Raw genomic sequence first — 26,005 nt, forward strand, 5'->3', positions numbered from 1 at the left:
TACAGGCGGGACAGCCTCCGTCAGGAACCTTGTTACCTCGTGGCTCCGGCGTGGCGGGCGTACCCTAGGTCCATGGAGTCCGAGGTCAGGACTGTCGCCCTGCGAACCGGCATCACTGTTCCCTGTTTTGTCCAGGGTCACCTTGAGCAAACGGTCGACGACGGCGGCACGCCGTTGGTCCTGTTGCACGCCTGGGGTGAATCCTGGCGGAGTTTTGAGCGGCTGATTGCCGCACTTCCGGACGTGGTTGTTGTGGCACCTGATCTGCGTGGGCACGGTCTTGCTGACAAACCTTCCGGCGGTTATTCGCTGGTGGAGGTGGCCGAAGATGTCATCGCCCTGTTTGCTGCCCTGGGTCTTGTCCGTGCGCACGTGCTGGGTTCTTCCAGCGGGGGATATGTAGCGCAGCAACTTGCGGTGATGCGCCCAGATCTTGTGGCATCTCTGATACAGGTGGGTGCGCCTTTGAGCCTCCATGGGAAGCCGGCGTTCGCCGCCGAAGTGGATTCCCTCACTGATCCGATTTCAGAGGAGTGGGTGCGCGGGTCGTTGTCTTGGTATCGGCTGCTGCACACGGTTCCGGCCACTTATATCGAGGACCGCGTGCAGGACGGTATGGCCATGCCGGCGTCCGTTTGGAAGGAGTCGCTGCGTGGCTATTACGAAGCCGTTCCACCCACGGAAGCCGGCACCATTTCGGCCCCCACTTTGATTCTCTGGGGCGCGCACGACCACCTGGTGCCGCGGAACCATGAAGAGACCCTGGCGCGGCGCATACCGGGGTCCCGGCTCAAGGTCTACGAGGAGACGGGGCACTTGGCGCTGTGGGAGTGCCCGGAGCGGGTGGCGGGGGATGTGGTGGGGTTCTTGGGTGATGTGCGGGGCGGCTAGCCCTGATGGTTCAAGGGCTAGCCGCATTGCTTGCTCCGCAGAGCGAATGGCTCAGAGAATGGCCGTCATGACGTTCCAACCCGTGCCCACCTTGGTAGCCGTAGGCCAGGCTGCGCCCCCGCTGCCAGCGTAGAGCCACAACTCGCCCGCCGCGTTGCGCGCCAGGATGTCAGCCCTACCGTCGCCGTTGAAGTCGCCGGGCCCGACCAAGGAGTTCATGGAGTTCCATCCCTGGCCGATCTGTTGCGTCGGGAGCCAGCCCCCTCCGTTGCGGTAAAGCTGGAGTGCGCCGGAAGCGTCGCGAGCAACAACGTCAGGAGTGCTGTCCATATTAAAGTCTCCAACGCCTGTAATTTCGGACATTCCGTTCCAGCCAAAACCTACGTAAGACCGAGGCAGCCAGCCGCCCTTTCCGTCGCCGCGATAAACAAATAACCAACCTTCGCGGGATCGCGCAACTACGTCGACGAACCTGTCATCGTCGAACTTTCCGATGCCCCCAATTGCAGACATGCTCTCCCATCCACTGCCGACCTGGACGCGTGGAAGCCAACCACTGGATCCGTTTCCGGGATAAAGCCACAGAAGCCCACTTCCGTCACGGGCTAAAACATCCGCATTGCCGTCACCATTGAAATCGCCTGGTGCGGTGATGGCCGTCATGACGTTCCAGCCTTGCCCGACCTGTTTTCGGGTCAGCCAACCACCTCTGCCGTCTCCAGGGTAGAGCCACAGCAATCCGGCCGAGTCCCTGGCGATGACGTCAGCCGCGCGATCGCTGTTGTAGTCATTCTTGATGGGTGGTTGCGCATTCCCATCAATGACGGACACTTGGTCCCAGACGGCCGTGTAGACCTTGTTGTTCGATGGATTCACGGCGGCCATGAGCCAAGGGTGAACCCTGAGCGTCGTTGTGCTGTTGTTCCGACCATCTATGACTGTCGTGCCGCGGTCAGCCATCGAGACGTAGATCTTGTTATTCGCCGGATTTACCGCAATCTTCTTCACCTGTGTGGGCGTGGGGATTTTCGCTGTCTCCCTCATGGTGGCCCCGTCCACAACACGGACGGATCCAACATTGGAGGCAGCAGCCGAGCCGATATAGAGCTTGTCTGTCGCCGCATTGAAGGCCCAAGTCTCCAGAGGGCCGTCCCAAGGCAGCGTGGCCGTGATGGTGTCGCTGACACCGTCGATCACCTTGATGCTGGAACCGGACGTCGTTTTGGTTGTGACGTAGATCTTGTTTTTCGTCGGATTCACTGTTGAGTCGAGGACTGTATCCCCACCGAGGTCCACTGTAGAGGTGATCTGTCCGGATGCGTCGATGACCAGCACTCTGCCGCCGGAGAGAACATAGGCCTTGTTGGATTTGGGATTGACGGCGATGTGGCCAAGCCCTGGTGAATCAGCCACGAGAGTGGCGATATTGGTGGCTCCATCGACCACGGTGATCCCTGCGTCTGTGCTCACGTAAACCTTATTGGCCTTCTCGTTTACAGCGATATCGGCAACGTATGAATCGAGCGGAATCAGCGTTGATTTCTGAGTCGTCTCATCAATGACTACAAGGGAATTATTCTCGGTCATGGTTTTGTCAGAACTTGCGACGTAGAGTCTGTTCGTCGCTGAATTAACGACCAACCGCCCAGGATGGTCACCCGGCCAAGTCACATAACTCGAGCCGCCGGCTTTGACCTTCAGCACGGCGCCCATCGATGTCAAATACACTGTGTCTGTTGTGGAGTTCACTGCGATGGATGAGGCCTCACCCTCGATCTGAACTACATCCCCAATATCGTCGGCCGTCGCTGGCGCCGCCGTAGTTCCCAGTAACAATGCAAACGCCGCGGCGACTGACGTAGCCGCAACCAGCCGCCGTCGTAGAACTATTTCTTTCTTCAACGCGCGCGGTTTACCCAAAGCTACAGACATAGAGCCCCCATAAGTCGTGACGCTCAACAGCGTCGATGTTCGAATTCTATAGCTGATACACCAACGGCCAATCCTGATCCGATCAGGATTGGCCGTTGATGACAACTCCGTGTGGAGCTGCCTACAGAATGACGGTCATGCCGTTCCAGCCTGAGCCGACTTTGCTCGCTGCAGGCCAGGAGGTGCCACCGTTGCCTGCGTAAAGCCACAACTCGCCTGCGGCGTTGCGTGCCAGGATGTCTGCCCTGCCGTCGCCGTTGAAGTCACCAGGACCAACGAGTGAGTTCATGACGTTCCAGCCTTGCCCAATGGTCTGTTTGGAGAGCCAGCTGCCATAGCCGTTGGGCGGATAGAGCCACAGGGTACCGTCGCCGTCACGGGCAACAAGGTCAGAGACCCCGTCGCCGTTGAAGTCAGCCACGCCAGTGATCTCGGACATCCCGCTCCAGCCGGAACCGGCCCACGTCCGGGGCAACCAGCCGCCCTTGCCATCTCCGCGATATACCCAGATCGCACCATCGCGGGCTCGAGCCACGACATCGACGAATCCGTCACCGTGGAAGTCAACTGCCTCAATTGCGCTCATGCTTTCCCAGCCGCTGCCGACCTGCACACGTGCGAGCCAGCCGCCGGAGCCATCGCCAGGGTAAAGCCACAACACTCCGCCTCCGTCTCGAGCCAAGACATCGGCGAAGCCGTCTCCATTGAAGTCGCCGGGAGCCACAAGGGCGTTCATGACATTCCAGCCTTGTCCCACTTGGACGCGCGGCAGCCAGCCGCCGGAGCCATCGCCCGGGTAGAGCCAAAGCACGCCGGTGGTGTCTCGTGCGAGTATGTCGGCTTTACGATCCCCATTGAAATCGGACTTGACGGGTTGTTCCGTATTTCCGTCAATGACACCCACGGAATCACTCTCGGCGTTGACCACGTAAACCTTGTCATTGGACGTGTTAACAACTGCCGCAGTGGGTTCCTGGCCCGTGTATAGTGCAGTGCTGGTGTCGTTCCGGCCATCAATAATGGTGGTTCCACGGCCAGTCATTGTTGCGTAGATCTTGTTATTCGAAGGGTTAACCACGATGTTCCGAACCCGGGTAGCCGTGACGATGTGGGCGGTCTCCGCGAGGGTCGCACCGTCGACTACCTTGATGGATCCGTCGCTACTCCATGTGCCGGATTCGACGTAGATTTTGTCCGTGGCAGGGTTCACGGCCAACGTTCCCAGAGGGCCTTCGGACGTCATGGATCCTGTGATCGTGTCGCTGGCGCCGTCGATGACCTTGACGCTGGATCCATATTTCGGAGTCGTCGTGAAGTAGATTTTGTTATTCGAGGGATTGATCGCGATAGCGCTGATCCCGTCCGCACCCACGGATACCGTTGATGTGATCTTGCCGCTGGCATCGATGACTTTAACGGTCCCACCGGAAAGTGCGTAGACCTTGCTGGTGGCGGAATTGACCGCCATATCTTGGGCTCCCGTGGAGTTCGGGATAGGCGTGACCGTATTTGTGGCGCCATCGATGATCATAAGGCCACTTGGTGTGCTGACGTAGACCTTGTTGGTCTTTTCGTTCACCGCAAGGACGCCCGCTTTGGCGCCGACCGGGATGTTGGTGGCTGTATGGGTTAGTCCATCAATCACAGTGACCGAGTTTGAATCACTAACGTAGACCCTGTTGGTCTTGGAGTTTACGGCGAGGTCCGAGGGGTAGTCAGATGGCAGGTATATCCTCCCACCGCCGCCGCTTCCCCCGACGCTGAAAATGCCCTCCCACGTTGCCACGTAAGCAATATCGGTTGTAGTGTTCACGGCGATTGACTCAGGCCGGTCGCCCACTGGGACGACATCATGTACCACGTCCGCGGTTGCAGGCAAGGCAGCGGTTCCCAACGACAGTGCCAAGGCCAGGCCGACCGAAATTGACCCGGCTGCTGCCCGGTGCCGTCGTTGCATGTTCATTGTCCAGAACGCGCGCGAACCACCCAAATAAGTACTCATGGAATCCCCCGGAAGTCGTAACGCGGAAGCGCGTCTTCAGGGGATTCTATAGCGTGGCGGCCAGCGTGAGCGAAATCAACTGGACACGGACTTGGGTGTCGGAGGCGGCTGGGAACGTTCGGGATTCGAGGGTTCCAGGGACGAAAAGCAAGTGTGGGACCATTTCCGCGATAAGGAAGAAGGTCGTGAAATACTAAAAAATTATCGAGAAGAACTGCTTGGTCTTTCGATCTATTGCCTGTGGGGGTCTTGAACGTTACGGTGTGATCACCATCGCTGCATCGTGTACTACTACTGGGGGCATTACATGAAACGTTCTATGGTCGCTTTAGCGGGCGCTCTTGCGTTGGCGCTTACGGGCGCCGCGTCGCCGGCCTTTGCTACGACAACCGTCACACCGGCACAAATCACCACTGGATTTACGGGCTCCGCATACGGTTCCTACATTTTCAACACCGACAAAACATTGACTTCCGGACCTACAGCTAGCGCGAGTATTGCCTGTACTGGCGCTACCGGTAAGACGGCGTCCAATAACGTTAGTGGACTTAATGTCCCTGCTGTTGGAACCGTCGGCAATGCAACCACTACTGTCAAGACATTGCTGACCACAACCAGTAAGCGGATTGAGGGTAAATCGACCGTTGCCGGCGCGAACCTGCTGGGCGGCCTCATCACCGCTGGCGCAATCACCTCCGAAAGCACCGCGGAGAAGAACACGGCTGGCGCCTACGCCGGAACTAATCAAACTACTATCGCAGATCTGAAAGTCCTGGGCATTGCGGTCAACGCCAACCCGGCAGCCAACACCGTCATAGATCTCAAGGTGCCACTTTTGGGATCGGTTGGAAAAGTTACACTCAACGGCCAAGAGAAGCGGCTGGTTGGGGGCACTACCTACCAAGTGTCCACCACAGCACTGCGGGTGGAGATCCTGAAGGCTGGGCTGCTTGGTTTGAAAGTAGGTACCGACATCCGCCTGGGTGTAAGTAACGTCAAGTTGACGCCTCCGCAGACCGGTTACCTTGCCGGGACAGGCTATGGCACGAGAGCTACCTTGGCGTCCGGCCTCATCGGTTCCGGTCCAACAGCGGTTGCCTCAGTCAAATGTGCTGGAGGAACGACAACGGCTAACGTGGCTGCAGTAAACATCCCTGGTGTCGCATCAGCTGGAGCTTCGGTTACAACGGCCACGGGCGTACTGACACCCGAGGCCAAGAGCGCGGTGGTCAACACCATCGGCGGAGTTAACGTTCTCAATGGCGTCATACAAGTTGACGCGATCAAGGCCGAAACCAGCGCCAGCCGTACACCGAGTGGAGGCGCAGTTAAACTAACAGACACGTCTACATTCACGAACCTCAGAATTGCTGGATTGCCCGCGATCAATGCATCTGTTGCTCCGAACACAGTCATTCAAGTGCCGGGGCTGGGTCAAGTCACCTTGCATAAGGTCAGCAAGTCGTCTACCACAATAATCGTCACAATGATCGAGATCGTCCTTAGCCAAGCTTTGGGCACTCTTCCGACAGGATCGAAGATCCAAATAGGCTACTCGAACTCAAGCGTCGGAGCCTAGCCGCTCTGTTGCCCTGCAAATCCCTATCACCTACACAAAACCCATGAAGTCCCGCCAACATCATGTTGGCGGGACTTTACGGTGATACCGGCGCCATACCGGATGGTTCGTTTTAACTTTGGCGCATCAGCAGTACTGGTCGACATTCATGAACAAGGGTGACGGCTGGGCGCGTGCGGTCGCATCGGATAGTGTCGTCTGCGGGCCAAGTGTCCACGACCTTTTCGGCTACCTCTCAGGAGAATCCCACTGTTATGAGACGCGCACTCTCCGCTGCACTGATCACACTCGCCCTGGCCGGATGTTCCGCCCCGAGCCCGTCCGAGCCGCAGCCCACGACCACGCAGTCGAAACCAGCAGTCCCTAAGGTGACAGACGAGCAAAGCGCGGACCTCATGAAGCGGATCTCTCCAGTGGCTCCGAAATTCACGCAGGAAGAGATTGCGATGAACTCGCGTTATGTCTGCGCCGCAATTCTGCAGGGTGGCAGCGACAAAGCCCTGGTCGCAACAGTGGTCAAGCACTTTAACCGTGCAGACGATCCCATCGCAGATGCCGAGGCCGTCGGAGTGGTGGAAGCAATCCGAGCCAACGGGTTCTGCCAAGTGAACGCCGCGCCATGATGACAAGAACGTGAAGAGGCTCCCGGCCCTGTCACAGTCCGTCCACCGTGAGCGCACGGCTGCTTAACACCCGGTTGGAACGTCGGAGAGTGGCCTCACCCCGCTGCGACGGGGCGGCTCCGGATTGTGGCCCCTGGTAAGCAGTGCCTGCCAACGGACTTACCCAAAGCGATTCGACGATCGGAGGAGGAAGTGGTCAGCCTCTCACCGCCCCAGCAAGAAACCCCTGTGCACGCCAATTAGCATGCACAGGGGTAGGGCAAGGGAAGTTAGCGGATTCCGGCGCTAGTTTCCTTTTTCCAGCGCGTGGGCGGTGACATAGGCACCCAACTGGTCCTTCGAAAGGGCTGCTGCTATCTCTGAAATCGCCGTTGTATCTGCGACCACGATGGACTGGCCGTCAGACGACGTACCAGTGCCGAGAGTGGGCAGCGTGAACATCACTGTGTCGTTGGCCCGAAGGTCCCTCATCCCTAGTGCAAGGCTACCGATGGCTGCGGCGTCGAAGCTCTTGTCGACACTGATGAAAGGGGAAACTGCGCTGACCATGCTGTTGACGGTCACAGGGTTGGTCAGCGTTTCACGGGCAATCGTTTTACTGATGATCGCCTTCATATACGCCTGCTGATTCCGAACCCGCTGGTAGTCTCCGTCGCTGAACGACATACGTTCACGCACAAAGGCCAGAGCCTCGTCGCCGTTCAGTGTTTGCTTTCCGGCTTCGTAGTAGTGGCCCTTCATCGGGCCCTTTGCGGGTGCGAAGGGAATCTTCACATCAACTTCGACTCCACCCAGAGCATCGGTGAGGCCCTTGAAGCCCTCGAAGTCGACCATGGCCACGTGATCAATGCGCTGTTGGAAAAGGGACTCCACGGTCTGGACCATCAATGGCACGCCGCCGAGGGCCAAGGCAGAGTTGATTTTTGACTCTCCCTTTCCTGGAATATCTACCCACAGGTCGCGCATAAGGGAAACTGCGTAAACATTCTTGCGGTCCGCCGGAATGTGCACCAGCATCAACGTGTCAGCGCGTTGGTCAGTGGACGCCGGGGTATCAACGTCGAGTTCTGCAGACCCTCGGGTGTCACTACCCATAACGAGGATGTTCATTGCAGAAGTGCCGTTCACTGGCTCCGTCTTCTGCGGCCGTGTCGACTCTTCAGGGAAAGCTGTTTCGATCTTCGTGCTGCCGGAATTGAACGTCTGTGCGAGGTTGTAAACGTAGGCCCCCCCGATAAGACCAGCTACGAGCACGGCGGCAGCAAACCCAAGGAGTACGTTCCGTACGGTTTTTTTACCACTCTTCTGCCGTCGGGGACGGGACTCTTCAGTGGTTTCGGTATCGTTCGGGAGCGTCATATGTTCCTTGGTGTCGGCATCAGCAGTGATGATTCTATCAAGGCGCAAATACGCCGTCCGCAAACTGCACGTCCGGGCCGGCATTCTGCTCGTTGCTGACGTTCACGATGTAGGAGGTCCCCGGGGGCAAAGTCGAGCCGTCCAAACTTATGACGATCGATTCCAGTCTCGGGTTAAGGTCGCTGTTCCCGTCTTGTTTTTCCCTCACACTTGAGGACTTGGACTCCCGCTCATGAGACGCGCCGTCGACGGAGGTCCACTTCAGAGTTGCTTTAGCTCCGGAAAAGTTAAATCCGATGACTTTGACCGAGCCTGCGTCTTGGTTGACGACAGCATCAACGACTACGGGCGACGGTTGCCCGGACTTCAATTGCTCCTTCAGAGGAGTGCCGGTGCCTTTGCAAGTGAAGTACGGATCCCACATGAAAGAAATGATCTTGGCAGTCTCCGCCATCTGCTGAAGTTGGCGATTCATTCTTTCCAATGTTGTTTGCCCCCGAAGGCTGTTGCTACATGTGTTGGTCTTGGTAACGGGGGCCATGCCCTCCAAATTGGCCCAAAGGACGGCCCCGGTTCCTGAGATCCCTTCCGCCGCTGCCCGGAAGTAGTCCCTATTGGGTGCCAGGTACTTTTCCCCCCACCTTCCCTTTCCCACGATGCTTGCTGCAAAGCCATCCACAGGTGCGGCGGCCTCGCTGCCGAGATAGGCTGCACCCTTGCCAGTTCCCATACCGTCTTGTATCGCGATGTTCAGTGGGAGGCCGCTGGCGGTTTGCGCAATCCGGCGGACGCCGAGTCGCGCGTCCTGTGGGCTGACGCTTGATGCTGATGCTCTGGACTCGATGTATGGACTAATGATTGCTGAGCGGCTCGGAAGTGCTCGCTGTATAGCCTCGTTTTGCATCCTGTAGAGAGACAAGACGGGGTCAAAGAACGCATTGGAACTGATAGGCATCTCGAAGTGGTGGTAGAAACCGGCAAGACCAGGCACGTCGTTATTAGCAGCCTGATAACCAAGGAAGCGGTCCGTGAAGAGGCTAAGGGTGCCGGCATATGAAAGATCCGGAAGGTATTCCACGTCGGCGCGCTTGACTGGTGCCGGGAGGCCCGCGTAGAACTTCATGTTCAGCTCTGTCGCCGCCGAGGCCAAAGCGGTGGCTGGATCTTCGGTAGACTCTTTGCTTCCGCCCACAATAACTACGTCATAGGTTCCATCTGAGGAACTGCAGCCGCTGCCATCGCTGGGTAAAACCAGCACTGTGTAGGACTTGCCATTCGACGAGACGCTCCTGTCCTTGGGGCATTTCAGCGTGGAACCACCCCAGTGGCTTCCGTCGGAGTAAGTGAAATAACGATGAACGTTCACGTCGGCACTCATGAATTTGCCACAAGCGATTCCCTCGATCAGACAGTCGGCGGGAAGCGAGTCTTCCGTGGACGGTCTCAAGAGAGTGCCAAAAGTGATTGCCGTGTCACCGCCCAGGGCTTTGATATCTGCCATCTTCTGCCGATTGGCGGAGGCTTCCGTGTTGGCTGTGATGAAGTATCCGCTGATCGGATAAGTCTGCGGAGGGGTTGGGCCATTCGGGGCAGCAGACTGATCGTCCAAGGGGACGAGGGTCACACCTGCAATCAAAAAGAGGGTTATGAGCATGGCGAGAGACCATCGCCCTACTCCTCTGGAAGATGACCTCTGCGGCCATGATCGCCTGGAGAGGCTTAGGGGTGTCATGTATTCCTCTGAATCGACATCGCAGACAGGACTCTACCAAGGGACGTCGCAATCCAAAGCCCGGCGGGGCGGACTCTCAAGGGGCCTTGCGGCTGAGGAGGCTGATCTAATCCATACGATAAACTAAGGCGGGTGCCCCTCCGCGGAGGGGGACGTCCGCGCGCCGTCATGTCTCAGGTGGGTGCGATAGATGGATCGCCGACGGTGTTCCGAAACAAATACAATGGGGGGAAAGTTGGGCACAGGAATCAGACGTGTTCAAGCCGTGCTCGTGGTCATTTTGCTGGCCGCTCTCGGGTTCGTAGGAATCCAGCCCGCCCTCGCAACCGATCTGGAGCCGGGGCCCGGGAGCGAAACCGGGCAACCAACCGACCCGGGAACACCCACCGAACCAGCGGTGCCGCCTGTCGTTGTGCCTCCGATACTGGAGCCGGTTCCGACGCTTACGCCACCGGAACCTGAGAGCAGTCCGGAACCCGTCCCGCCCGCAGTAGACCCAGCCCCTGTCGTTCCGCCCGTAACGGAGCCCGTCGTCATTCCGCCGGCCGGCGAGCCAATCGTTCCCGCCCTTCCCACGCAAGAAACGGTTTTGCCGGTCCTGCCTACGGACGCCGGGGTTCAAGGCTACGTTGAGGAGCCTCTGGTTCCTGCGGAAACCACAACAGAGCCCGCGCCGTCTCCAACGCCGACAACAGTGGCAACCAAGACGGCCGCACCGCCTGTTGCCAGCGCAGACATCGCGGGTCCGCTTAAGGTCGCCCTGGCACCCGTTGCCGAGAATAACCCCATCATCCAGGGCGTGACTGTACTCGTGTTGATTCTGTTGGGTGTTGTATACTTCCGGGCTCTGCGTTCCAAGGGGAGCCCGCGCCCCCGCCTCAACGGCAAGTAGGCCCATGGGAAACTCCCTCACCGGGGAAAAGGTTGCGGAAAATCCTGCATCACCAATGCGCCTCATGCTCCTCACCCACTCTTATTGGCCCGAACACAGCCCACCTCAACGCAGATGGGCGTCCCTTACCCGAGAATTTCGTAGGGCTGGCTGGGACGTTGACGTTGTAGCGCCCGTAGCGCACTACCCGAACGGTCGGCGCAATCTGCCCCGCAGGCAAGCAGGAATTGCTTTCTCACATCAGCGAGGTCTCCATGGAGAGACTATTCGGCGAGTCCCATATCTGCGACATATGGGCACTTCGTCCTTAGCCCGATTCGCGGACCAGCTTTTTTCTGCCATGATGTCTGTCCCTGTAGGGCTGGGTGGCAAGAAGCCCGACGCAATCCTGGCCACAGCACCCAGCCTCCCCACCTTGGCTACTGGATACGTCCTCTCCAAGCTCAGAAGAGTCCCTTTTATTGTGGAGATGCGTGATGCTTGGCCGGATCTGGCGCGTGACGCCCGGATCGTTCAGGGCAGCGTCAAGAGCATAGTAGAGCACGCTGTGGATTTTTTGCAGCAACGGGCCGACCTGGTAGTGACGGTGACAGAAGGATTCGCTGACACGCTTCAAGCCAGGGGTATCAAGCACGTAGTGACGGTCAGTAATGGCCTGGATCTCCATACTGTTCCATTCTTGGAGCCCCCTGTTCTTGATCGCCAGGAGTTTCGTGCTCTTTATCTTGGCAATCATGGCAAAAGTCAGAAGTTGGACATCCTTATCCGAGCCAGCGCTTTGTTGGGGGAGGGCTTTCATCTAACCCTGGTCGGTCAGGGAACAACCAGGCCTCAACTGGTCAAGTTGGCCCGGGAGCTGAATGCCCCAGTGACGTTTTATCCGTCGCTCCACGGCCCAGCTGTTCTCGAGAAATACCGGGAAACGGACACATGTATCGTGTCTCTTCGCGATGACTGGAAGTCGTTTGAAACAACCGTTCCGTCGAAGACCTATGAGGTTCTGGCGATCGGCAGGCACGTGACCGCAATCGTTCGAGGTGAGGCTGAACGAATTATCCGCGAGGCCAACGCAGGTGACGTGGTTCATGCCAATCCTGAAGCTGTTGCTCAGCTATGGCGCGAGCTTGCTCAGGATCGCCGAAGGCTCGCAGCGGGCAGAAGTGGGCGGGATTGGGTACGCGAGCACGCGGACTATGCGCACCTCGCCCTCCAATATATGCAGGAGATCGCAACAGTAGTAAGTAAGAATTCCCATGCCTCCGGTCGCCGCGAGGCAAGATGATCCACGTCATGAATAACTTCAAGTTGGCAGCTAGCACAGTCATTGAACACATGACTGAAGCGCCGTTCGTACTGGTGCTCCTGATGCTTAGGCGACTGCCATCGTCCGTGGTTGGCCCTGCTGCGACCGTTATCTCCAAGGCAGCGCCAAGATCCGCTAAGCCGCTTTTCTTGCTGGCAAGCCACGCCGCTGGTGATATTGGCGGATTGCTGAAGCGGTTCGAGAATGCCACGGCTCAGAACATCACAGCTCCCCAGGCTCGGAGGGCGAGTGAAGTTGCCCTCGCGGCAGGACAACCTGAATGGGCGGACGTATTCTTGCGGAAGGCTGTCGGATCACGTCAGGCTCCCGCGACTTCGGCCCGACGCAAGTGGTATGACGGAGATATGACTGGAGCCGTAGAGGCTCTGGCAGGTCAGTCCGCGGGCATGGCCAGACAGCGAAATAGACTCGAATCCGAGCTAAGGGTCTTCCAAGGTTGGCGTCCTACACTATCTAGAATCAGTTCTGAGCCACAGACCCGCCGCGTCATGCACCTCTTGACAAATTCAGTGCCCCATACGGGCAGTGGCTACGCCCGGCGATCACACTCGATCCTTAGGTCGCAACAGGACTCCGGGTGGGAGACGTTGGCCGTCACTCGTCTGGGATATCCCGTACAGATCGGTGTTCTCACTGCGCGAACGGATGACGTGGTGGATGGGGTCCACTACACGCGCTTACTGCCGGGCAGTATGGCCAAATCCATGGATGGCCGCTTGCAGCAACAGGCCGATGAACTTCTCAAAGTAGCCCGGAGTTTCAAACCCGAAATCCTTCACACGACAACTCACTTTGTTAATGGCGTGGTCGCTCGCGAAGTAGCTGGCGCTTTGGACGTACCTTGGGTTTACGAAGTTCGCGGGCAGTTGGCCGACACCTGGGCATCGACCCGCGGAGACGATGCACGGCGCAGCGAACGCTACCAATTGTTTGTGGAGCGCGAGGCTGAAGTCATGCGCAGCGCTGACTTAGTGGTAACACTTGGCGAGGCCATGAAGAGAAATATCGTGGGGTCGGGGGTGCCAGCCAGCAAGGTGCTTATCTGTCCGAACGCTGTAGGCGGGTCATACTTGAACGAACCCCTGCAGCATAGAGAGGCCCGCCTGGCCTTGGGTCTCGACACAGAAGGACTCTACATAGGAACTGTCAGCAGCCTCGTCGACTATGAAGGGATTGAGGATCTCGTAAGAGCATTTGCGCTGCTTGCACCTCGGCTGTCAAAGTTGAAGTTGATCGTGGTGGGAGATGGGGCGGCTGCTCCTGCTCTTCAGGATCAGGTTCGGCGGTTGGGTTTATGGGAGCGAACCCATTTCGCGGGCCGCGTGCCACCAGCGCAAGCGCAACTCTTCCACCAAGCGCTGGACGTGTTCGTAGTGCCTCGCAAGGACCTAGCCGTAACAAGGGCTGTCACGCCGTTGAAGCCCGTCGAGGCATTGGCATCGGGAAGACCAGTGGTGGCAAGCGATCTTGACGCTTTACGGGAGATCGTGCAAGAGGGGGTTAACGGCCGGCTGGCACCGGCGCAGCAACCTCAAGCGCTTGCTGATGCACTGTTCGAATTGCTTGACGACGCAGGTCTGCGTCTGCGATTAGGCGCTGCCGGTCGTCAGCAAGTCTTGGCCACACGGACGTGGAAGGCAAACGCAGATTCATATGGCAAGGCTTACGAGACATTAAGGGGTAACTGATGCCAGGGGACAACACGGCAGCACGTGCGGTGGCTGAGTGCACCCACCATGGCGTACTGGTTCAGTTGCTTGAAGCTTGCGACACAATGTGTACGAAACGATCAAGGAGACCCATTTAGTGTCGGCAAAGAAGGCTAAGCTCCCACCGCCGGCGGCTATACAGCCGTTGTCGGTGGATATCAGGAAGCTTTCCCGGGTTGGGTCCCGCCCAAGGTTTCTGGACTATCTGGTCCAATTGTGGGACTACCGTCAGTTCATTTTCTACGACGCCCGGGCTCGCGTGCAGAGTGGAACGCGGAAAGACCGACTGGGTAGCGCGTGGCTCCTGCTGAATCCAGTCTTCAACGGACTGACCTATTACTTCGTGTTTGGACTGCTGCTGCAGACAAGCCATGGCATCGATAATTTTGTCGGATACTTGGTGGTTGGAATCTTCCTTTTCCAATTCAGTGCTGGTGCGATCACATCAGGTGCGCGATCCATAAGGAACGGCAAGGCTGTAGTCCAAGCTTTCAACTTTCCGCGGGCAGCACTGCCTTTAGGCGCGAACATGCGTGAGATGCTCTCAGCTGTGCCCTTAATCTTGGGCATGCTTCTTCTCATAGTCATCGTGCCGCCCGCCGAGAAGGTCAGCCTCCTTTGGCTTCTCACTATCCCCGCGGTGATTCTTCAAGGGATCTTCAATCTTGGGATTGGACTGATACTCGCGCGCGTTATTTCGAAGATTCATGACGTCACGCATCTTCTTCCGTTCGCTATTCGAGCATGGATGTACGGCTCGGCTGTCTTCTACTCTTACGAACGGTTTGTTTCGGATCCGACGATTCTCGCAGTGATGAAGTTCAATCCCCTCTTCAACGTCATTGACATCGTTCGTAGCTGTGTCCTCTACGACCGTGTACCGGCTTGGGAGTCGTGGGCGACTCTGGGCGTGGTTGCGCTGGGAGCGCTCCTGGTTGGCTTCGTCTTCTTCTGGCAAGGGGAGGAGTCCTATGGGCGCGATTGATTCAACTGCATTTCTGGACGGTCCTCCCTGCGTCGTCATCGACAAGGTGCGAATGACCTATCGGGTGCCGTCTTCTGACGGACGCAGCACGTCAAGCAGACGGGGCATCAGAGGCAGAATTACGAGCCTCCTGGAACGGCCAAACTTGGTTACCGTCTCTGCTCTCAAAGAGATCTCTCTGGTCGTGGAGAGGGGTGAATCTGTGGGCATCATTGGCCGAAACGGTTCTGGTAAGAGCACCATGATGAAGTTGATCAGCGGCCAGGTTGCGCCTACTCAAGGTGCTGTCTACGCTTCAAGTACCCCCGTTCTGCTGGGCGTAAACGCCGCACTGGTCCCGGAGCTATCCGGGGATCAGAATGTTGTATTGGGATGTCTAGCCATGGGTATGACCAGGGAGCAGATCGACGCACGTTTTGACAGTATCGTCGAAGTTTCGGGGTTGGATTCGGCCATCTTCCTGCCGATGAAGACGTACTCCTCAGGCATGGCCTCGCGTTTGCGGTTTGCCATTGCAGCGTCCGTCAACCCGGAAATACTCCTGGTCGATGAAGCACTGAACACTGGAGATGCTCAATTCAACAACCGCAGTAAAGCGCGCATGGATGAACTACGCGCACAAGCGGGTTGCGTTTTCATCGTCAGTCATGGCCTGGACACCATCCGGGACATGTGTAGCAGAGTGATTTGGCTGGATAAAGGAGAGCTCATCATGGATGGGTCTGCTGAAGAAACGACTTCAACTTATAAGGACTTTTCATCCAACCTGTCCCGTGGGAACAATCTCACGGCCGCGAACATCAAGGATGAGGCTCGTGCAAATCTAGTCGCCACACGTGTGCTGGAGCGTGCCAGCGGGCGCCGGATCGAAGGACGCTGACATGCTGCTTATTGAGGACATTCGCAAAGCTGCCTGGCATCTCCGACAAGGAGGCTTGAACCAGCTCCTGGAGTGGCGTAGGAGACAGAAGGTCGAGAGGCGCATTGACAGTTCACGCGGCAAAAACAAAACGCGGGCCGGTTCGGCATCCGAGACGGGTAACCTGGCCTCGTTTGGACCGTACCGCGTCCCCGATCGTGATCCCCGGCGTCAGGACCTGACGGTCGGCGTGATTCTGGATGACTTTTCCAGTGCCGCCTATTCCTTCGAATGGAACCTGCTACATCTTCGGAAGGATTCGTGGAGGGAGCAGTTGGCAGCTACATCGATCGAGTTCTTATTCGTCGAGTCTGCTTGGAACGGAAACCAAGGCTCGTGGAAGTACCAGCTCATGGGCAAATCCGGACCAAAACCCGAGTTCTTGGAGTTGATGGCCTGGTGTCGGGCACGTCAGATCCCAACGGTCTTTTGGAACAAGGAGGATCCGCCTCACTATGATGACTTCCTCCCTGCTGCTCGTGAGTTCGACATGGTCTTTACGAGTGATTCAGATCGGATTCCGTCCTACCAAAATGACCTGGGCCATAACCGCATAGCGGCTCTGCCATTTGCGGCGCAGCCGGCAATCCATAATCCGGTTCGAATCGGAGAGGGGCGTCACTCGCGAGGAGTGGCCTTCGCTGGGATGTATTTTGCGCATAAGTACCCTGAACGCCGGCAGCAGATGGACCTGCTCCTCAATGCGGCCAGGGATGCATCGTCCAAGTCCGGGCCGAGACTCGACATTTTTTCGCGTCAGCTGGGTGGCGATTCTAGCTACCAGTTCCCAGTACCATTCAACGAAAATGTGGTCGGGAGCCTGGATTATGCGAAAATGCTTACCGCTTACAGGGCGTACAAGGTGTTTCTGAATGTCAATTCCGTTGTCGGCTCTCCGAGCATGTGCGCGAGACGGATTTTCGAGATCACCGCTTCGGGGACTCCAATCGTTTCGACGTCGAGCGCAGCGATTGGTCACTTCTTTGAGCCAGATGAGGTTTTCGTGGCGGGCTCGCGAGAGCAAGGTGAACACCAGATCAGAATGTTGGCGCGCAGCTCCGAAGTGAATGATCGGGTAGTTCACAGGGCCCAACGACGAATCTGGAACGAGCACACATATGCCCACAGGGCGGAAACGGTAGTCGCATCAGTTCTCCCAGATCTTCTGCGACCTGTTGAGCTGCCAACGGTCAGCGCACTTGTGCCGACCATTCGGCCACATCAGCTGGAGCACGTGTTCTCTACCGTCGGTAGCCAATCTGATGTCGACGTTGAGCTGATTCTACTTACGCACGGCTTCGAGGTACGACAGGACCATGTCGAGGATCTGGCCGTGAAATACGGGGTTCAGCGATTCAGGGTACTGACTGCGTCCAGGGACTTGACCCTTGGTGAATGCCTGAACCGGTGCGTCGCCGCGTCTTCAAGTGAAGTGCTCACGAAGATGGACGACGATGACTACTACGGTCCTCAATATCTCGTGGACCTCCTGCACGCACTTGACTACTCGAAGGCAGACGTGGTCGGTAAGCAAGCGCATTACATGCACTTTGTGTCTACTAAAGCGAATGTGCTGCGGATAGCTCATATGGAACACCGGCCAACCCGATTCGTGGTGGGACCAACTATCACTGCGCGGCGTGAGGTCTTCGAATCGCATCCTTTTGAAGCTGTTAATCGTGGAGAAGATACTGGCTTCCTGAAAGCCGTCACCACCGCGGGAGGCTCCATCTATTCTGCCGACAGATTTAACTTCTGCCAGATCCGGCAGGGCGACGGCCATACCTGGGATGTCTCAGATGAGGAACTGGCTGCGTCCGGCGAAATCAAGTTCTTTGGGGATCCCAAAGAACACATCACTGTTTAACAAAAAAGGGGTAGTAAATGACGAACATCAAAACTGTAGCTGTTGTGGGCCTTGGATATATCGGGCTTCCGACTGCCGCCATCCTCGCCACCAATGGGATCAATGTCGTAGGTATTGACGTAAACCAAAACACGGTGGATGCAGTGAATCGGGGCGAGGTCCCGTTTGTGGAACCCGATCTTGGCGTCCACGTGGCTGGTGCCGTGAGCCAAGGACACCTCAAAGCGACTACGGAAACTCCCTCTGCCGAAGCCTATATCGTGGCCGTTCCGACTCCGTTCCGCGACGATCACTCCGCCGATTTGAGCTATATCGAGGCTGCCGCTCGCGGAATTGCACCTCAGCTCAAGGGCGACGAGCTTGTTATTCTCGAGTCGACTTCGCCTCCCCGCGCCACGCGACACATGGCTGATTATATTCTCGCGCTGAGGCCGGATCTGTCGCTGGACGGAGCCAATGGCGCGCCCGTTATCCACTTTGCGCATTGCCCCGAGCGGGTTCTGCCCGGCCGCGTAATGATCGAACTTGTCACCAATGACCGCATTGTGGGTGGCATTACCCCTGCTGCTGCGGAGTTGGCAAAAGACCTCTACGCTGTGTTCTGCCAAGGCGAAATTCTGGTCACCGATGATGTGACGGCTGAAATGGCGAAGCTCGTTGAGAACTCTTATCGCGATGTGAACATTGCTTTTGCCAATGAACTCTCAATTATCAGCGATAAGCTCGGAATCGACGTGTGGGAGCTGATCCGCTTGGCCAACCACCACCCGCGGGTTAACATCCTCCAGCCCGGTCCGGGTGTCGGCGGTCACTGCATCGCTGTAGACCCATGGTTCATTGTGGCCGCGGCCCCGGAAGAAGCTCAGCTCATCCGCCAGGCCCGTATTACCAATGACTCCAAGCCGGAATGGGTCGTGGGCAAGGCGCGCAAAGCTGCTGAAGCAGTGGGAGCCGCACCCGTTATTGCCACTCTCGGCCTGGCATTCAAGGCAAACATCGATGACCTACGGGAGTCCCCTTCCATCGGCATCGCAGCTGACTTGGCTGAACAGCTTCCGGCAGCGCAGCTCCTGGTCGTTGAACCGCACGTCGAGGCCCTTCCCGCTGCCCTTCGGGACCGCTCCAACGTTGAGCTCGTGAGCACGGAGGAAGCCATCTCCAAAGCCGACGTCATCGTGGTCTTGGTGGACCATGACGAATTCAAGTCCGTCTCTCCTGCGGCTTACGCAGGCAAGACGGTCATTGACTCCCGCGGCATCTGGGGACCGGACGCCAATGCGGAAGCAGCTGCCACCGTAGTCCAGGCCGTCAACTAACGGCGTTTCGGCTGCCACAGAGGAAGATTCACTACTTCATGGACCGTAAGACCGTGGGGGTTGAGCAGATCCGGCAGGGCATCAGCCGTGCGGCGCTTGCCCACAATGTCCAGATCGAGAAGCTGCAGGCTGAATTGCGCGATGCATACCAGCGGGAAGTAGGGATGGCCTCTGTGGTAGCCGAAAGGCGACAGTTCAGCCAAGAGCTTTACACGGCCCGCATAGAGCTGAACATGTACCGTGAGAAACTTGCTGCCAGCGAGGCCGAGCTGGCCGAGCGCGAGAGGCAACTGAACGACCTGTCTCGCGCATACGCAGATACGGAAAGCAAACTTGCAGCCTTGTCCAAGTCAGCGCTGGGAGCGCTGCAACTGAAGTACTGGCGCCTACGCAGGCGCAAAAGACAAGGGAAAGCTTGATGGTCGATTCCGAGAATCGCCGGTGGCGTGCGAAGAAGCGTTTGGAAGAACTGGAATATTGCCAAACGATGTCAGACTCACGGCAGGGTTTCTATAGCTCAAAGCTATATGTGGATTCCGTACTCGCGGGCGAGCCTGTTTCGCCGTCGACCACCCAACGGACATATCTGACGCGGCGCAACGCGTCGTACCCCCAAGGCTACATTGAGGACCTCCGTCCTATCTTGGACGACATCCCCGAAACCTTGGGCTCGAGAAGCCTCCGCCCCCATCCGGTTGACGTTGCCATCATTGCCGATGAGTTTCTGTACAAGAGCTTCGATTCAACTGCCCGACTGAGCTCCGTCACTCCGGAAAACTATCGGGACATCGCCGACAATGCGGGACTGTTGCTCATTGCGAGTACTTGGCGTGGACTCAACGGTGAATGGAAAGGGCTTGCGACCCCGACGTCGAAGAAGCGGAAATTTCTTCTCGAAGAGGTTGTCCCATACTTCAGGGGCAAAGGGACGCCAGTTGCCTTCTACTCAAAAGAAGATCCGCCAAACTATAGCGAATTCCTCAGCATCGCCAAGGCAGCCGACCATGTTTTCACTTGCGCCGAAGAAAGCGTTCCGGATTATGCCCGAGATTGCCCTGACGCAGCTTCCATCGGTGTATTGAGCTTTGGGGTCAATCCCTATCACCACTCGCCGGTGTACTCACGCAGACACCGCCTCCCGGATGTGTTGTTCGCTGGCTCATGGCATACGCAGCGGTATCCCGAACGCCGGTCTGGTGGGAAGGCCATCTTCGACGGCGTCCTCGAATCGTCACGGAACCTCGTGATCATTGATCGCAACTGGTCACTGGAAAACAGCCGTTACTTTTTCCCGGAGGAGTACCTTCAGCATGTCGTCCCCACCGTGGAGCATGATCTGCTTCTCAAGCTCCAGCGGATCTCCGATTTCAATATCAACCTGAATTCTGTAATATCCAGTCCTTCGATGTACGCTAACCGGGTTGTTGAACTCCAAGCCATGGGGTCGATGGTGTTGTCGAACTACAACGTGGGCGTCAACAACAGATTCCCTAATGTGCTGACGGCGCAAACTGCGTCGGATGTTCGTGAGGTGTTGGACGGAATCTCCAAGACCACCCTTTACGAGGTCCAGATGGAAGGCCTCAGGCGGGTGTACAAGGATCACCTAGCCCACGATCGCATGGCAGAGATCTTGGAGGCCGCAGGCCTGGCAGTAGGGGCGTCACCGGCAAGGGTGTGCGCGGTCATGGAGTCACCCTCCCAGGAACCGCGCCGCGCCGTGCAAGAGCAAACTGTCAAGGGCATCGAAACCCTGACCCACGAGCAATTGCGCCAAAGGTACGAAGAGTTCGATATCGCCGTACCCGTATCGGATCGGTTCAGGTACGCACCGACGTACGTTGAGGATCTGGTCAATGCGTTCAAGTACGCCGATGTTGATTTCGTCATGAAGTCCGTTCCGGGCGACGTTACGGACACAGACATAATGCCAGAGCATGAGTCCTTTCCCACCTTGTCAGAACCTTCAGCGGGTGCTCTGTGGCTCGACTCAGCTGCCGGCGAAGCGTTTCGCCAAGGTGGTCGGGTTCACGGCAACGGCTACGTACTCGATCCGCTGGGCATCGCCCGGCATACAAATTCATTATCGCTGTCGGATCCGGCACCGGCTCCCTCCGAAGCGATTCTTTCCGTCATCGTGCCCGTCCACAACAATGGCCCGTTCCTCCTCCATAAATGCGTCAGGTCCCTCGAACGATCGTCCATCTTCGACAAGATGGAGATCATCTTGGTTGACGATGGGTCAACCGATTTGCGTACCCACCAAATCTTGGACGAACTGGCGGAGCGTCACACCCAAATTTCTGTCTTCAAGTTCGGGGATACTGGCTCCGGCAGCGCGTCCAGGCCTCGAAATAAGGGATTGGAGTTGGCAACAGCGCCGTGGGTGACCTATCTGGATCCAGACAATGAAGCGATCCACGATGGTTACGCAAAGCTGGTGGAGATTGCAGTCGAAGGATCCTTGGACATAGCGATGGGGGACGTGCTCATGCTTGCGGACGAAGTCAAGACGTTCCACAATGCTCATCAACTGGGTCGTCAACTGGATGATGGATCCGAATGCGGAGACAACCTTTTGCGGCGCCTGGACTTTTACCCGATGAGCATTCAAGCCGCTGTACTCAACTCTGCCTGGCTCAAAGGACTGCGGCTTGAGCAGCCAGTGGGTGCCCTCGGCCAAGACTCCTTTTTCTTCCAACAACTGATTCACTACGCCCGTAGGGCCAATGTCCTGGAAGTACCGGTCCACATTTATTACGGTGCCGTGGAGCAGTCTGTGGTGAACACGATTGGCCCTGGATTTTTTCGGAAGTACCTGCCCCTGGAAATGGCACGAGCAGGGTGGCTTGAAGAGATCGGGGCGCTGGAGGACTACAAAGCAACCCGTGCCCAGACCTTTATGAAGCACTGGTTTGTTGGCAAGCTCAAGCAGGTGGCAAAGCAGGACCTAGCTGAATGTGTGGAGATAATTCAACAGTTGGGACGGATCTACGAACCAATTACATGGGACGACGCCGAGGTGTCGGACCTTATGAAAGGCGACACCTCGGCGGTCTACGAGGCTTAGTTGTTGAACGCAGCGTCTAAGGCGTTCTTGCTGAAGCTGAACGTGCTCCTGAAGACGTGGTGGCGGGTTTTCGCGGCCTCCAGGCAGATGGACCAAACACCCTCGCGTGTTCCGTCTTCGACTGACCGCCAGCCCCGGAGGGGGGTCTCAGATTCGCGGACTGGGCCTTGGACCGTACTGCCGGGTCCCGTTTGTAACGACAGCTGCCCCATCGCGCCGTCTAAGGACCAAGAGAGCCCTGGAGAGGTGGGTGTATCCAGTTCCAGTGCTCCGGAGAGATTAAACCAGACCTGGTAGTCGCGCTTGACCGCATCCGTGGACTGTACATCGTCCGTGACGGTGAGACTCTTGCCAGGCTTCAGCTCAATCATCCTCCGGTGGGTCCATCCCCCATGGTCCATACGGCCATTCAGGACAAACACCTCTCCCACTTGCTCGCACAGTCCAAGTCCCGAGCCTGCAGGGGCTCGACGCCGATCGTGGTTCCTGCCATTGGCGGTCACTGTATTGTGAGCCATCGTAGACTCGACAAACCGTCGGAAAGGATCGGCATAGTAGAAGCCGTCCGCACGAAGGGGCGAGTCAACGGGCAGTTGGGCTCCGTAGCCGTAACGGCCGCCTTCGACCAAGATCTCCTGTCCCCTGTCATACCAGACGAAGTTGAGATCGTCCGCGTGTTTGTGAGCCCTGCCGTGGAAGGCAGCTGTAAAAGCGAGATACGACGAAGCTGGCTGTTCTGTTTCCGCTTGCGGCTGTGGCGAACGGACAAAGGCGTAGCCTGAGTCAGGAAATACCCCCAACTCTGTTGTACCAGCTTGTCCGAACGACCCTCTTGACATGAGGAAGTTGGTTTGGGGGCTCAAAGTTAGAGGATGGCTCCCGTCTACCATGTTGACGAACGGTGTATCCCCAAGAGGGACCAGCGAGCCATTGGGCTGGATCATCCAGCCCAACAAGTCGGCAGCCTTCCGGAGTCGGCCCGTCAATTCGGAGTCCTCGATGAGGCCATTGTCCACGGCAATCTGGAAGGATTGCATGAGCATCCGATGGTATTCGGGGGAGTGCTCGCTGTGGCCGCCGTCCGGAAGGAATTGTGTTCGGATCATGACGGACAGCCGTTCGCGGCCTTCCTCAGCCAGTCCGCTCATTTCGGGCACAGCTTCAAGAGCTGCGCCCAGTACTGTTTGACCGATAGCTACAAAGTAGCCGTGGTTGGTGCGTGGATTGAACGAACTTTCCAGGGCGAATTCGATCCTGTGCCGGTCAACAGCATCGAGCAGGGACCGCATTTCATGGACAGTGACACCGTTTCTTGCGCCTAGGTAGATGAGGCCGGCAAGGCGGAGAGCGCGCTGTCCGAGAGCCATGTTGTACCAGACAATTGCGTTGTCAGTCTCTTGGTCGGAATACCTTTCCGACCAAGAGACTGCGCGATCCAGACACCATTGAAGGTATTCCCTTTGACCCGTGCGGATAAACTCCTGGATTGGCCTGTCCATGAACTTCCAGCCGTGCAGTTGGGAACCCCAGCTTCTGTCGTCCGAGCAGAGAGTGTCCCATGCAAGGGGCAGCGAGAGATCCAGCCGGTCGTAGTCTCCGGCCTTCCAGCCATTGTTGACGACCTCGGAATCCGAGTCACTGAGCAAGCTGTCGAACCAGACTGCGTTCGACAGATCGGGGCGGTCGCTTGAAGCGACACGTTGCCGAAGAGCTTCAACATCAGTGTCCGATAATTGCTGGAAAAGCAACTCAGACGCGGATTGCATTCGCTGCCAGATTCGCATACTGGGTGTTATAGACGGCCGCGTTGGCCTCCCACGAGCGGCTTTCCCGTACCCACGCCGCGCCTGCTGCCGCCATGTGACTCCGTGTCTCCGGACTTGAAACGAGGTCGGAGAGAACGTCTGCGAGTGAGCCACTGTTTCCAGCTTGGAACAGAGCAGCCGAGCCGCTTGCCTCCGCAATTTCCTTGAGCGCATCGACGTCGGACATAACAATCGTTCGTCCCGTCGCAAAGGCCTCAAAGGGTTTGAGCGGCGTGACGAGCTGGCATACAGCTGCTGCTGTACGTGGGACGACGAAGATATCAATGAGACCGTAGTAGTCCAGGATGTCCTCGTGAGGTACACGGCCAGTGAAGAGCGCATCGTCAAGACCCAAAGACTCAGCCGTGGCCTTGAGAGAGTCGAGGACTGGTCCATCGCCCACCACCAAGAGCCGAACCGGGATGTTGAGGCGTTCACGCAACTGGCTGAAGGCCTCGATAAGGACAGGTACGCCCTCATACTCGACCAGCGATGAAATGTAGCCAATGACGAGCTCGTCGCTCCGGATGCCCAGCTTGGCCGCCAATTCGGGGTTGCGAGTCTGAACAGGGAACTGGTCGCCACTGACTGCGTTTGGCACCACCGAAGTCTTTTCCGCTGGGCAACCTTCGGCGGTAATACGGCGCTTCATGACTTCTGCGAGGGTGAAGACGTGGTCCGCAGCATCTCTGCAGTCGTGCTCGCGTTCCCGGCGCCAGGCGTAGGTGTCCGGGCTCCCCCAACGTTCGCTGAAAGCCTCGATGTCTTCAATGCCGTTGGCTTGAGCCATGCGGGAAAGCCAGGACTCTTCCCAAAAGCCACGGGATTCATAGATCACAGGAATCCCGAAATAGTCACCGACTGCCCGCGCTGAAAGGGCATTGAAGAAGTCCGAATGTGCGTGGAGGACAGCGGGACGTACGTCCGAAACCACACGTGCAAGTTCCTCGACATTGGCACTTAGCCAGACAGTCATTGCTGTGTTCAGTCGGATTGGACCAGAGGGGAGGTGGTAACTGACTTTGTCCAGCTCCACCTGCGCGGGAGCATCATTGTTCACGGCATCGCCCACTTGGTTGCACACATGGACTTCGAGGCCCGAATTAATTTGGGCGGTAGCCGTGTAATGCGTACGAAGCGTGTAGCCGGATTGGGTGGTTGGAAGTACCTTGCCCACTACGTGAAGGATGCAGTTTGGTTTGGGCTCAAAGAGTTCGTATGGACCCTGGACTATCGGTTTGAAGGCGCCGGAGAAGATCTTAACTTCTTCATCCCGCAGCTCGATAGCGCTGGCGAGCTTTTCATTGGGGTTTCGGGCAAGAACCACTCGCAGCACGCTTTGGCTCTTGGCCGTGTAACCAAGCTTGCGTAATTCGTTGGCGAGGCCACGGAGCGCAGCTGTGTTGATCTTTTCAAAGAACGAATGTGCTTCGAGCATTTCATACACTGCCAACGGCTTGGTGTTGTACTGCGCCTCGGCAAGTTTCTTAACCTCGTTGGCGGAAAAGGATCGCCAGTTGCTGCCATCCGATGCTACAAGGTCGAATTGCCGCGCAAGATGACGCTTTTCGAGCTTCTTGATGTTCTCGTCATGCTCGGATTTGAGGTCTTCGACGACTTTGAGCAGTCGTTCTTGCTCTGCTTCAAGTTCAGGACTGGCGACCGATTCCAGGGCTGAGGCACTTTGGAGGAGCTCGAGTTGCTGTCCCGCGGAAGCATTTTGGGATTCCTGCACTTCCGTGAGCTGCCGTTGCAGACTTAGTAGGTACTTCTTGATCGAGGCTTGGGACTCGCGCTGCAAGCGGCGGTTTTCCCTCAGCCTCGCAATTAAGCCAGTGCTGGCAAGGCTGAAGGCGAAAATAGCCACAGCAAACAAAACGATTATGGTGGTTGCGCTTGCCGTCGAAACCGCCTGCGGTAGGAGTGCCAGCAATGTGCCAATGAATATGAAGCCTAAACCCGCAACCGCGGAAAGGCCGATGGTCCTGTCAGAACTGAGT

18 protein-coding genes are annotated in these 26,005 nt (G+C 57.3%); 12 read left to right on the forward strand and 6 right to left on the reverse strand.

Annotated elements, in window-relative coordinates; all coding sequences use genetic code 11:
- The first annotated feature begins 72 nt into the window (after positions 1–72).
- On the forward strand, positions 73–891 hold the full coding sequence (locus tag N7568_RS07205) for an alpha/beta fold hydrolase (protein ID WP_261609211.1): 819 nt from the start codon (positions 73–75) through the stop codon (positions 889–891).
- A gap of 51 nt (positions 892–942) precedes the next feature.
- Here the strand turns inward: N7568_RS07205 and N7568_RS07210 are convergent, their stop codons facing one another.
- Positions 943–2,478: an FG-GAP-like repeat-containing protein gene (locus tag N7568_RS07210; RefSeq protein ID WP_261609212.1), complete on the reverse strand. Its 1,536-nt coding sequence runs from the start codon at positions 2,476–2,478 to the stop codon at positions 943–945.
- Between the two features lie 466 nt (positions 2,479–2,944).
- Complete coding sequence (locus N7568_RS07215) at positions 2,945–4,825, reverse strand: FG-GAP-like repeat-containing protein (RefSeq protein ID WP_261609213.1); 1,881 nt, start codon at positions 4,823–4,825, stop codon at positions 2,945–2,947.
- A gap of 307 nt (positions 4,826–5,132) precedes the next feature.
- Between N7568_RS07215 and N7568_RS07220 the strand changes: the two genes are divergently transcribed.
- Together N7568_RS07220 and N7568_RS07225 are read left to right on the forward strand one after the other, a co-directional pair.
- Complete coding sequence (locus N7568_RS07220; RefSeq protein ID WP_261609214.1) at positions 5,133–6,404, forward strand: choice-of-anchor P family protein; 1,272 nt, start codon at positions 5,133–5,135, stop codon at positions 6,402–6,404.
- A 254-nt stretch (positions 6,405–6,658) separates the two neighbouring features.
- Positions 6,659–7,027, forward strand: coding sequence for a lipoprotein (locus N7568_RS07225; protein WP_261609215.1), 369 nt, complete (start codon positions 6,659–6,661; stop codon positions 7,025–7,027).
- A 285-nt stretch (positions 7,028–7,312) separates the two neighbouring features.
- Here the strand turns inward: N7568_RS07225 and N7568_RS07230 are convergent, their stop codons facing one another.
- The gene (locus N7568_RS07230; RefSeq protein WP_261609216.1) at positions 7,313–8,386 is read right to left on the reverse strand and encodes an LCP family protein; all 1,074 of its coding nucleotides are present in this window, start codon (positions 8,384–8,386) and stop codon (positions 7,313–7,315) included.
- Between the two features lie 37 nt (positions 8,387–8,423).
- Complete coding sequence (locus N7568_RS07235) at positions 8,424–10,040, reverse strand: hypothetical protein (RefSeq protein WP_261609217.1); 1,617 nt, start codon at positions 10,038–10,040, stop codon at positions 8,424–8,426.
- A 301-nt stretch (positions 10,041–10,341) separates the two neighbouring features.
- On the opposite strand from N7568_RS07235, the gene N7568_RS07240 reads away from it, so the two are divergent.
- The 9 genes from N7568_RS07240 to N7568_RS07280 all read left to right on the forward strand — a co-directional run bounded on the left by N7568_RS07240 (position 10,342) and on the right by N7568_RS07280 (position 22,200).
- Positions 10,342–11,010 carry a hypothetical protein gene (locus N7568_RS07240; protein ID WP_261609218.1) on the forward strand — a complete coding sequence of 223 codons (669 nt, stop codon included), beginning with the start codon at positions 10,342–10,344 and terminating at the stop codon, positions 11,008–11,010.
- A gap of 64 nt (positions 11,011–11,074) precedes the next feature.
- Complete coding sequence (locus N7568_RS07245; RefSeq protein WP_261609510.1) at positions 11,075–12,292, forward strand: glycosyltransferase family 4 protein; 1,218 nt, start codon at positions 11,075–11,077, stop codon at positions 12,290–12,292.
- 530 nt (positions 12,293–12,822) lie between these two features.
- Positions 12,823–14,022, forward strand: coding sequence for a glycosyltransferase family 4 protein (locus tag N7568_RS07250; RefSeq protein ID WP_261609219.1), 1,200 nt, complete (start codon positions 12,823–12,825; stop codon positions 14,020–14,022).
- Between the two features lie 118 nt (positions 14,023–14,140).
- Entirely contained in the window at positions 14,141–15,028 is an 888-nt protein-coding gene (locus N7568_RS07255; protein WP_261609220.1) for an ABC transporter permease, read from the forward strand.
- Positions 15,015–15,908 (forward strand): ABC transporter ATP-binding protein, encoded by an 894-nt coding sequence (locus N7568_RS07260; RefSeq protein ID WP_261609221.1) that lies wholly within the window; start codon positions 15,015–15,017, stop codon positions 15,906–15,908. The genes N7568_RS07255 and N7568_RS07260 overlap by 14 nt, the downstream gene beginning before the upstream one ends.
- Before the next feature lies 1 nt (position 15,909).
- Positions 15,910–17,814 (forward strand): glycosyltransferase family protein, encoded by a 1,905-nt coding sequence (locus tag N7568_RS07265; RefSeq protein WP_261609222.1) that lies wholly within the window; start codon positions 15,910–15,912, stop codon positions 17,812–17,814.
- A 17-nt stretch (positions 17,815–17,831) separates the two neighbouring features.
- Positions 17,832–19,130, forward strand: a complete 1,299-nt coding sequence (wecC, locus tag N7568_RS07270; RefSeq protein WP_261609223.1) for a UDP-N-acetyl-D-mannosamine dehydrogenase — start codon at positions 17,832–17,834, stop codon at positions 19,128–19,130.
- Between the two features lie 38 nt (positions 19,131–19,168).
- Complete coding sequence (locus tag N7568_RS07275) at positions 19,169–19,549, forward strand: hypothetical protein (protein WP_261609224.1); 381 nt, start codon at positions 19,169–19,171, stop codon at positions 19,547–19,549.
- On the forward strand, positions 19,549–22,200 hold the full coding sequence (locus tag N7568_RS07280) for a glycosyltransferase (protein WP_261609225.1): 2,652 nt from the start codon (positions 19,549–19,551) through the stop codon (positions 22,198–22,200). The genes N7568_RS07275 and N7568_RS07280 overlap by 1 nt, the downstream gene beginning before the upstream one ends.
- Here N7568_RS07280 and N7568_RS07285 read toward each other — a convergent pair.
- Positions 22,197–23,966, reverse strand: a complete 1,770-nt coding sequence (locus tag N7568_RS07285; RefSeq protein WP_261609226.1) for a heparinase II/III family protein — start codon at positions 23,964–23,966, stop codon at positions 22,197–22,199. The two genes, N7568_RS07280 and N7568_RS07285, sit on opposite strands and share 4 nt — an antisense overlap.
- Positions 23,950–25,872, reverse strand: coding sequence for a glycosyltransferase (locus tag N7568_RS07290; protein ID WP_261609227.1), 1,923 nt, complete (start codon positions 25,870–25,872; stop codon positions 23,950–23,952). The genes N7568_RS07285 and N7568_RS07290 overlap by 17 nt, the downstream gene beginning before the upstream one ends.
- Between the last annotated feature and the right edge of the window lie 133 nt (positions 25,873–26,005).

It is taken from the genome of Paenarthrobacter aurescens, from assembly GCF_025421775.1.
GTDB classification, from domain to species: domain Bacteria; phylum Actinomycetota; class Actinomycetes; order Actinomycetales; family Micrococcaceae; genus Arthrobacter; species Arthrobacter aurescens_B.

Bases quoted from the DNA above. Each gene is read 5' to 3' on its own strand.
- N7568_RS07260 (WP_261609221.1), top strand. From the start codon at position 15,015: ATGGGCGCGATTGATTCAACTGCATTTCTGGACGGTCCTCCCTGCGTC.
- N7568_RS07230 (WP_261609216.1), bottom strand. From the start codon at position 8,386: ATGACGCTCCCGAACGATACCGAAACCACTGAAGAGTCCCGTCCCCGA.
- N7568_RS07245 (WP_261609510.1), top strand. From the start codon at position 11,075: ATGCTCCTCACCCACTCTTATTGGCCCGAACACAGCCCACCTCAACGC.
- N7568_RS07250 (WP_261609219.1), top strand. From the start codon at position 12,823: ATGCACCTCTTGACAAATTCAGTGCCCCATACGGGCAGTGGCTACGCC.
- wecC (WP_261609223.1), top strand. From the start codon at position 17,832: ATGACGAACATCAAAACTGTAGCTGTTGTGGGCCTTGGATATATCGGG.
- N7568_RS07240 (WP_261609218.1), top strand. From the start codon at position 10,342: ATGGGGGGAAAGTTGGGCACAGGAATCAGACGTGTTCAAGCCGTGCTC.
- N7568_RS07265 (WP_261609222.1), top strand. From the start codon at position 15,910: ATGCTGCTTATTGAGGACATTCGCAAAGCTGCCTGGCATCTCCGACAA.
- N7568_RS07225 (WP_261609215.1), top strand. From the start codon at position 6,659: ATGAGACGCGCACTCTCCGCTGCACTGATCACACTCGCCCTGGCCGGA.
- N7568_RS07275 (WP_261609224.1), top strand. From the start codon at position 19,169: ATGGACCGTAAGACCGTGGGGGTTGAGCAGATCCGGCAGGGCATCAGC.
- N7568_RS07285 (WP_261609226.1), bottom strand. From the start codon at position 23,966: ATGCAATCCGCGTCTGAGTTGCTTTTCCAGCAATTATCGGACACTGAT.
- N7568_RS07235 (WP_261609217.1), bottom strand. From the start codon at position 10,040: ATGCTCATAACCCTCTTTTTGATTGCAGGTGTGACCCTCGTCCCCTTG.
- N7568_RS07220 (WP_261609214.1), top strand. From the start codon at position 5,133: ATGAAACGTTCTATGGTCGCTTTAGCGGGCGCTCTTGCGTTGGCGCTT.
- N7568_RS07215 (WP_261609213.1), bottom strand. From the start codon at position 4,825: ATGAGTACTTATTTGGGTGGTTCGCGCGCGTTCTGGACAATGAACATG.
- N7568_RS07205 (WP_261609211.1), top strand. From the start codon at position 73: ATGGAGTCCGAGGTCAGGACTGTCGCCCTGCGAACCGGCATCACTGTT.
- N7568_RS07280 (WP_261609225.1), top strand. From the start codon at position 19,549: ATGGTCGATTCCGAGAATCGCCGGTGGCGTGCGAAGAAGCGTTTGGAA.
- N7568_RS07210 (WP_261609212.1), bottom strand. From the start codon at position 2,478: ATGACCGAGAATAATTCCCTTGTAGTCATTGATGAGACGACTCAGAAA.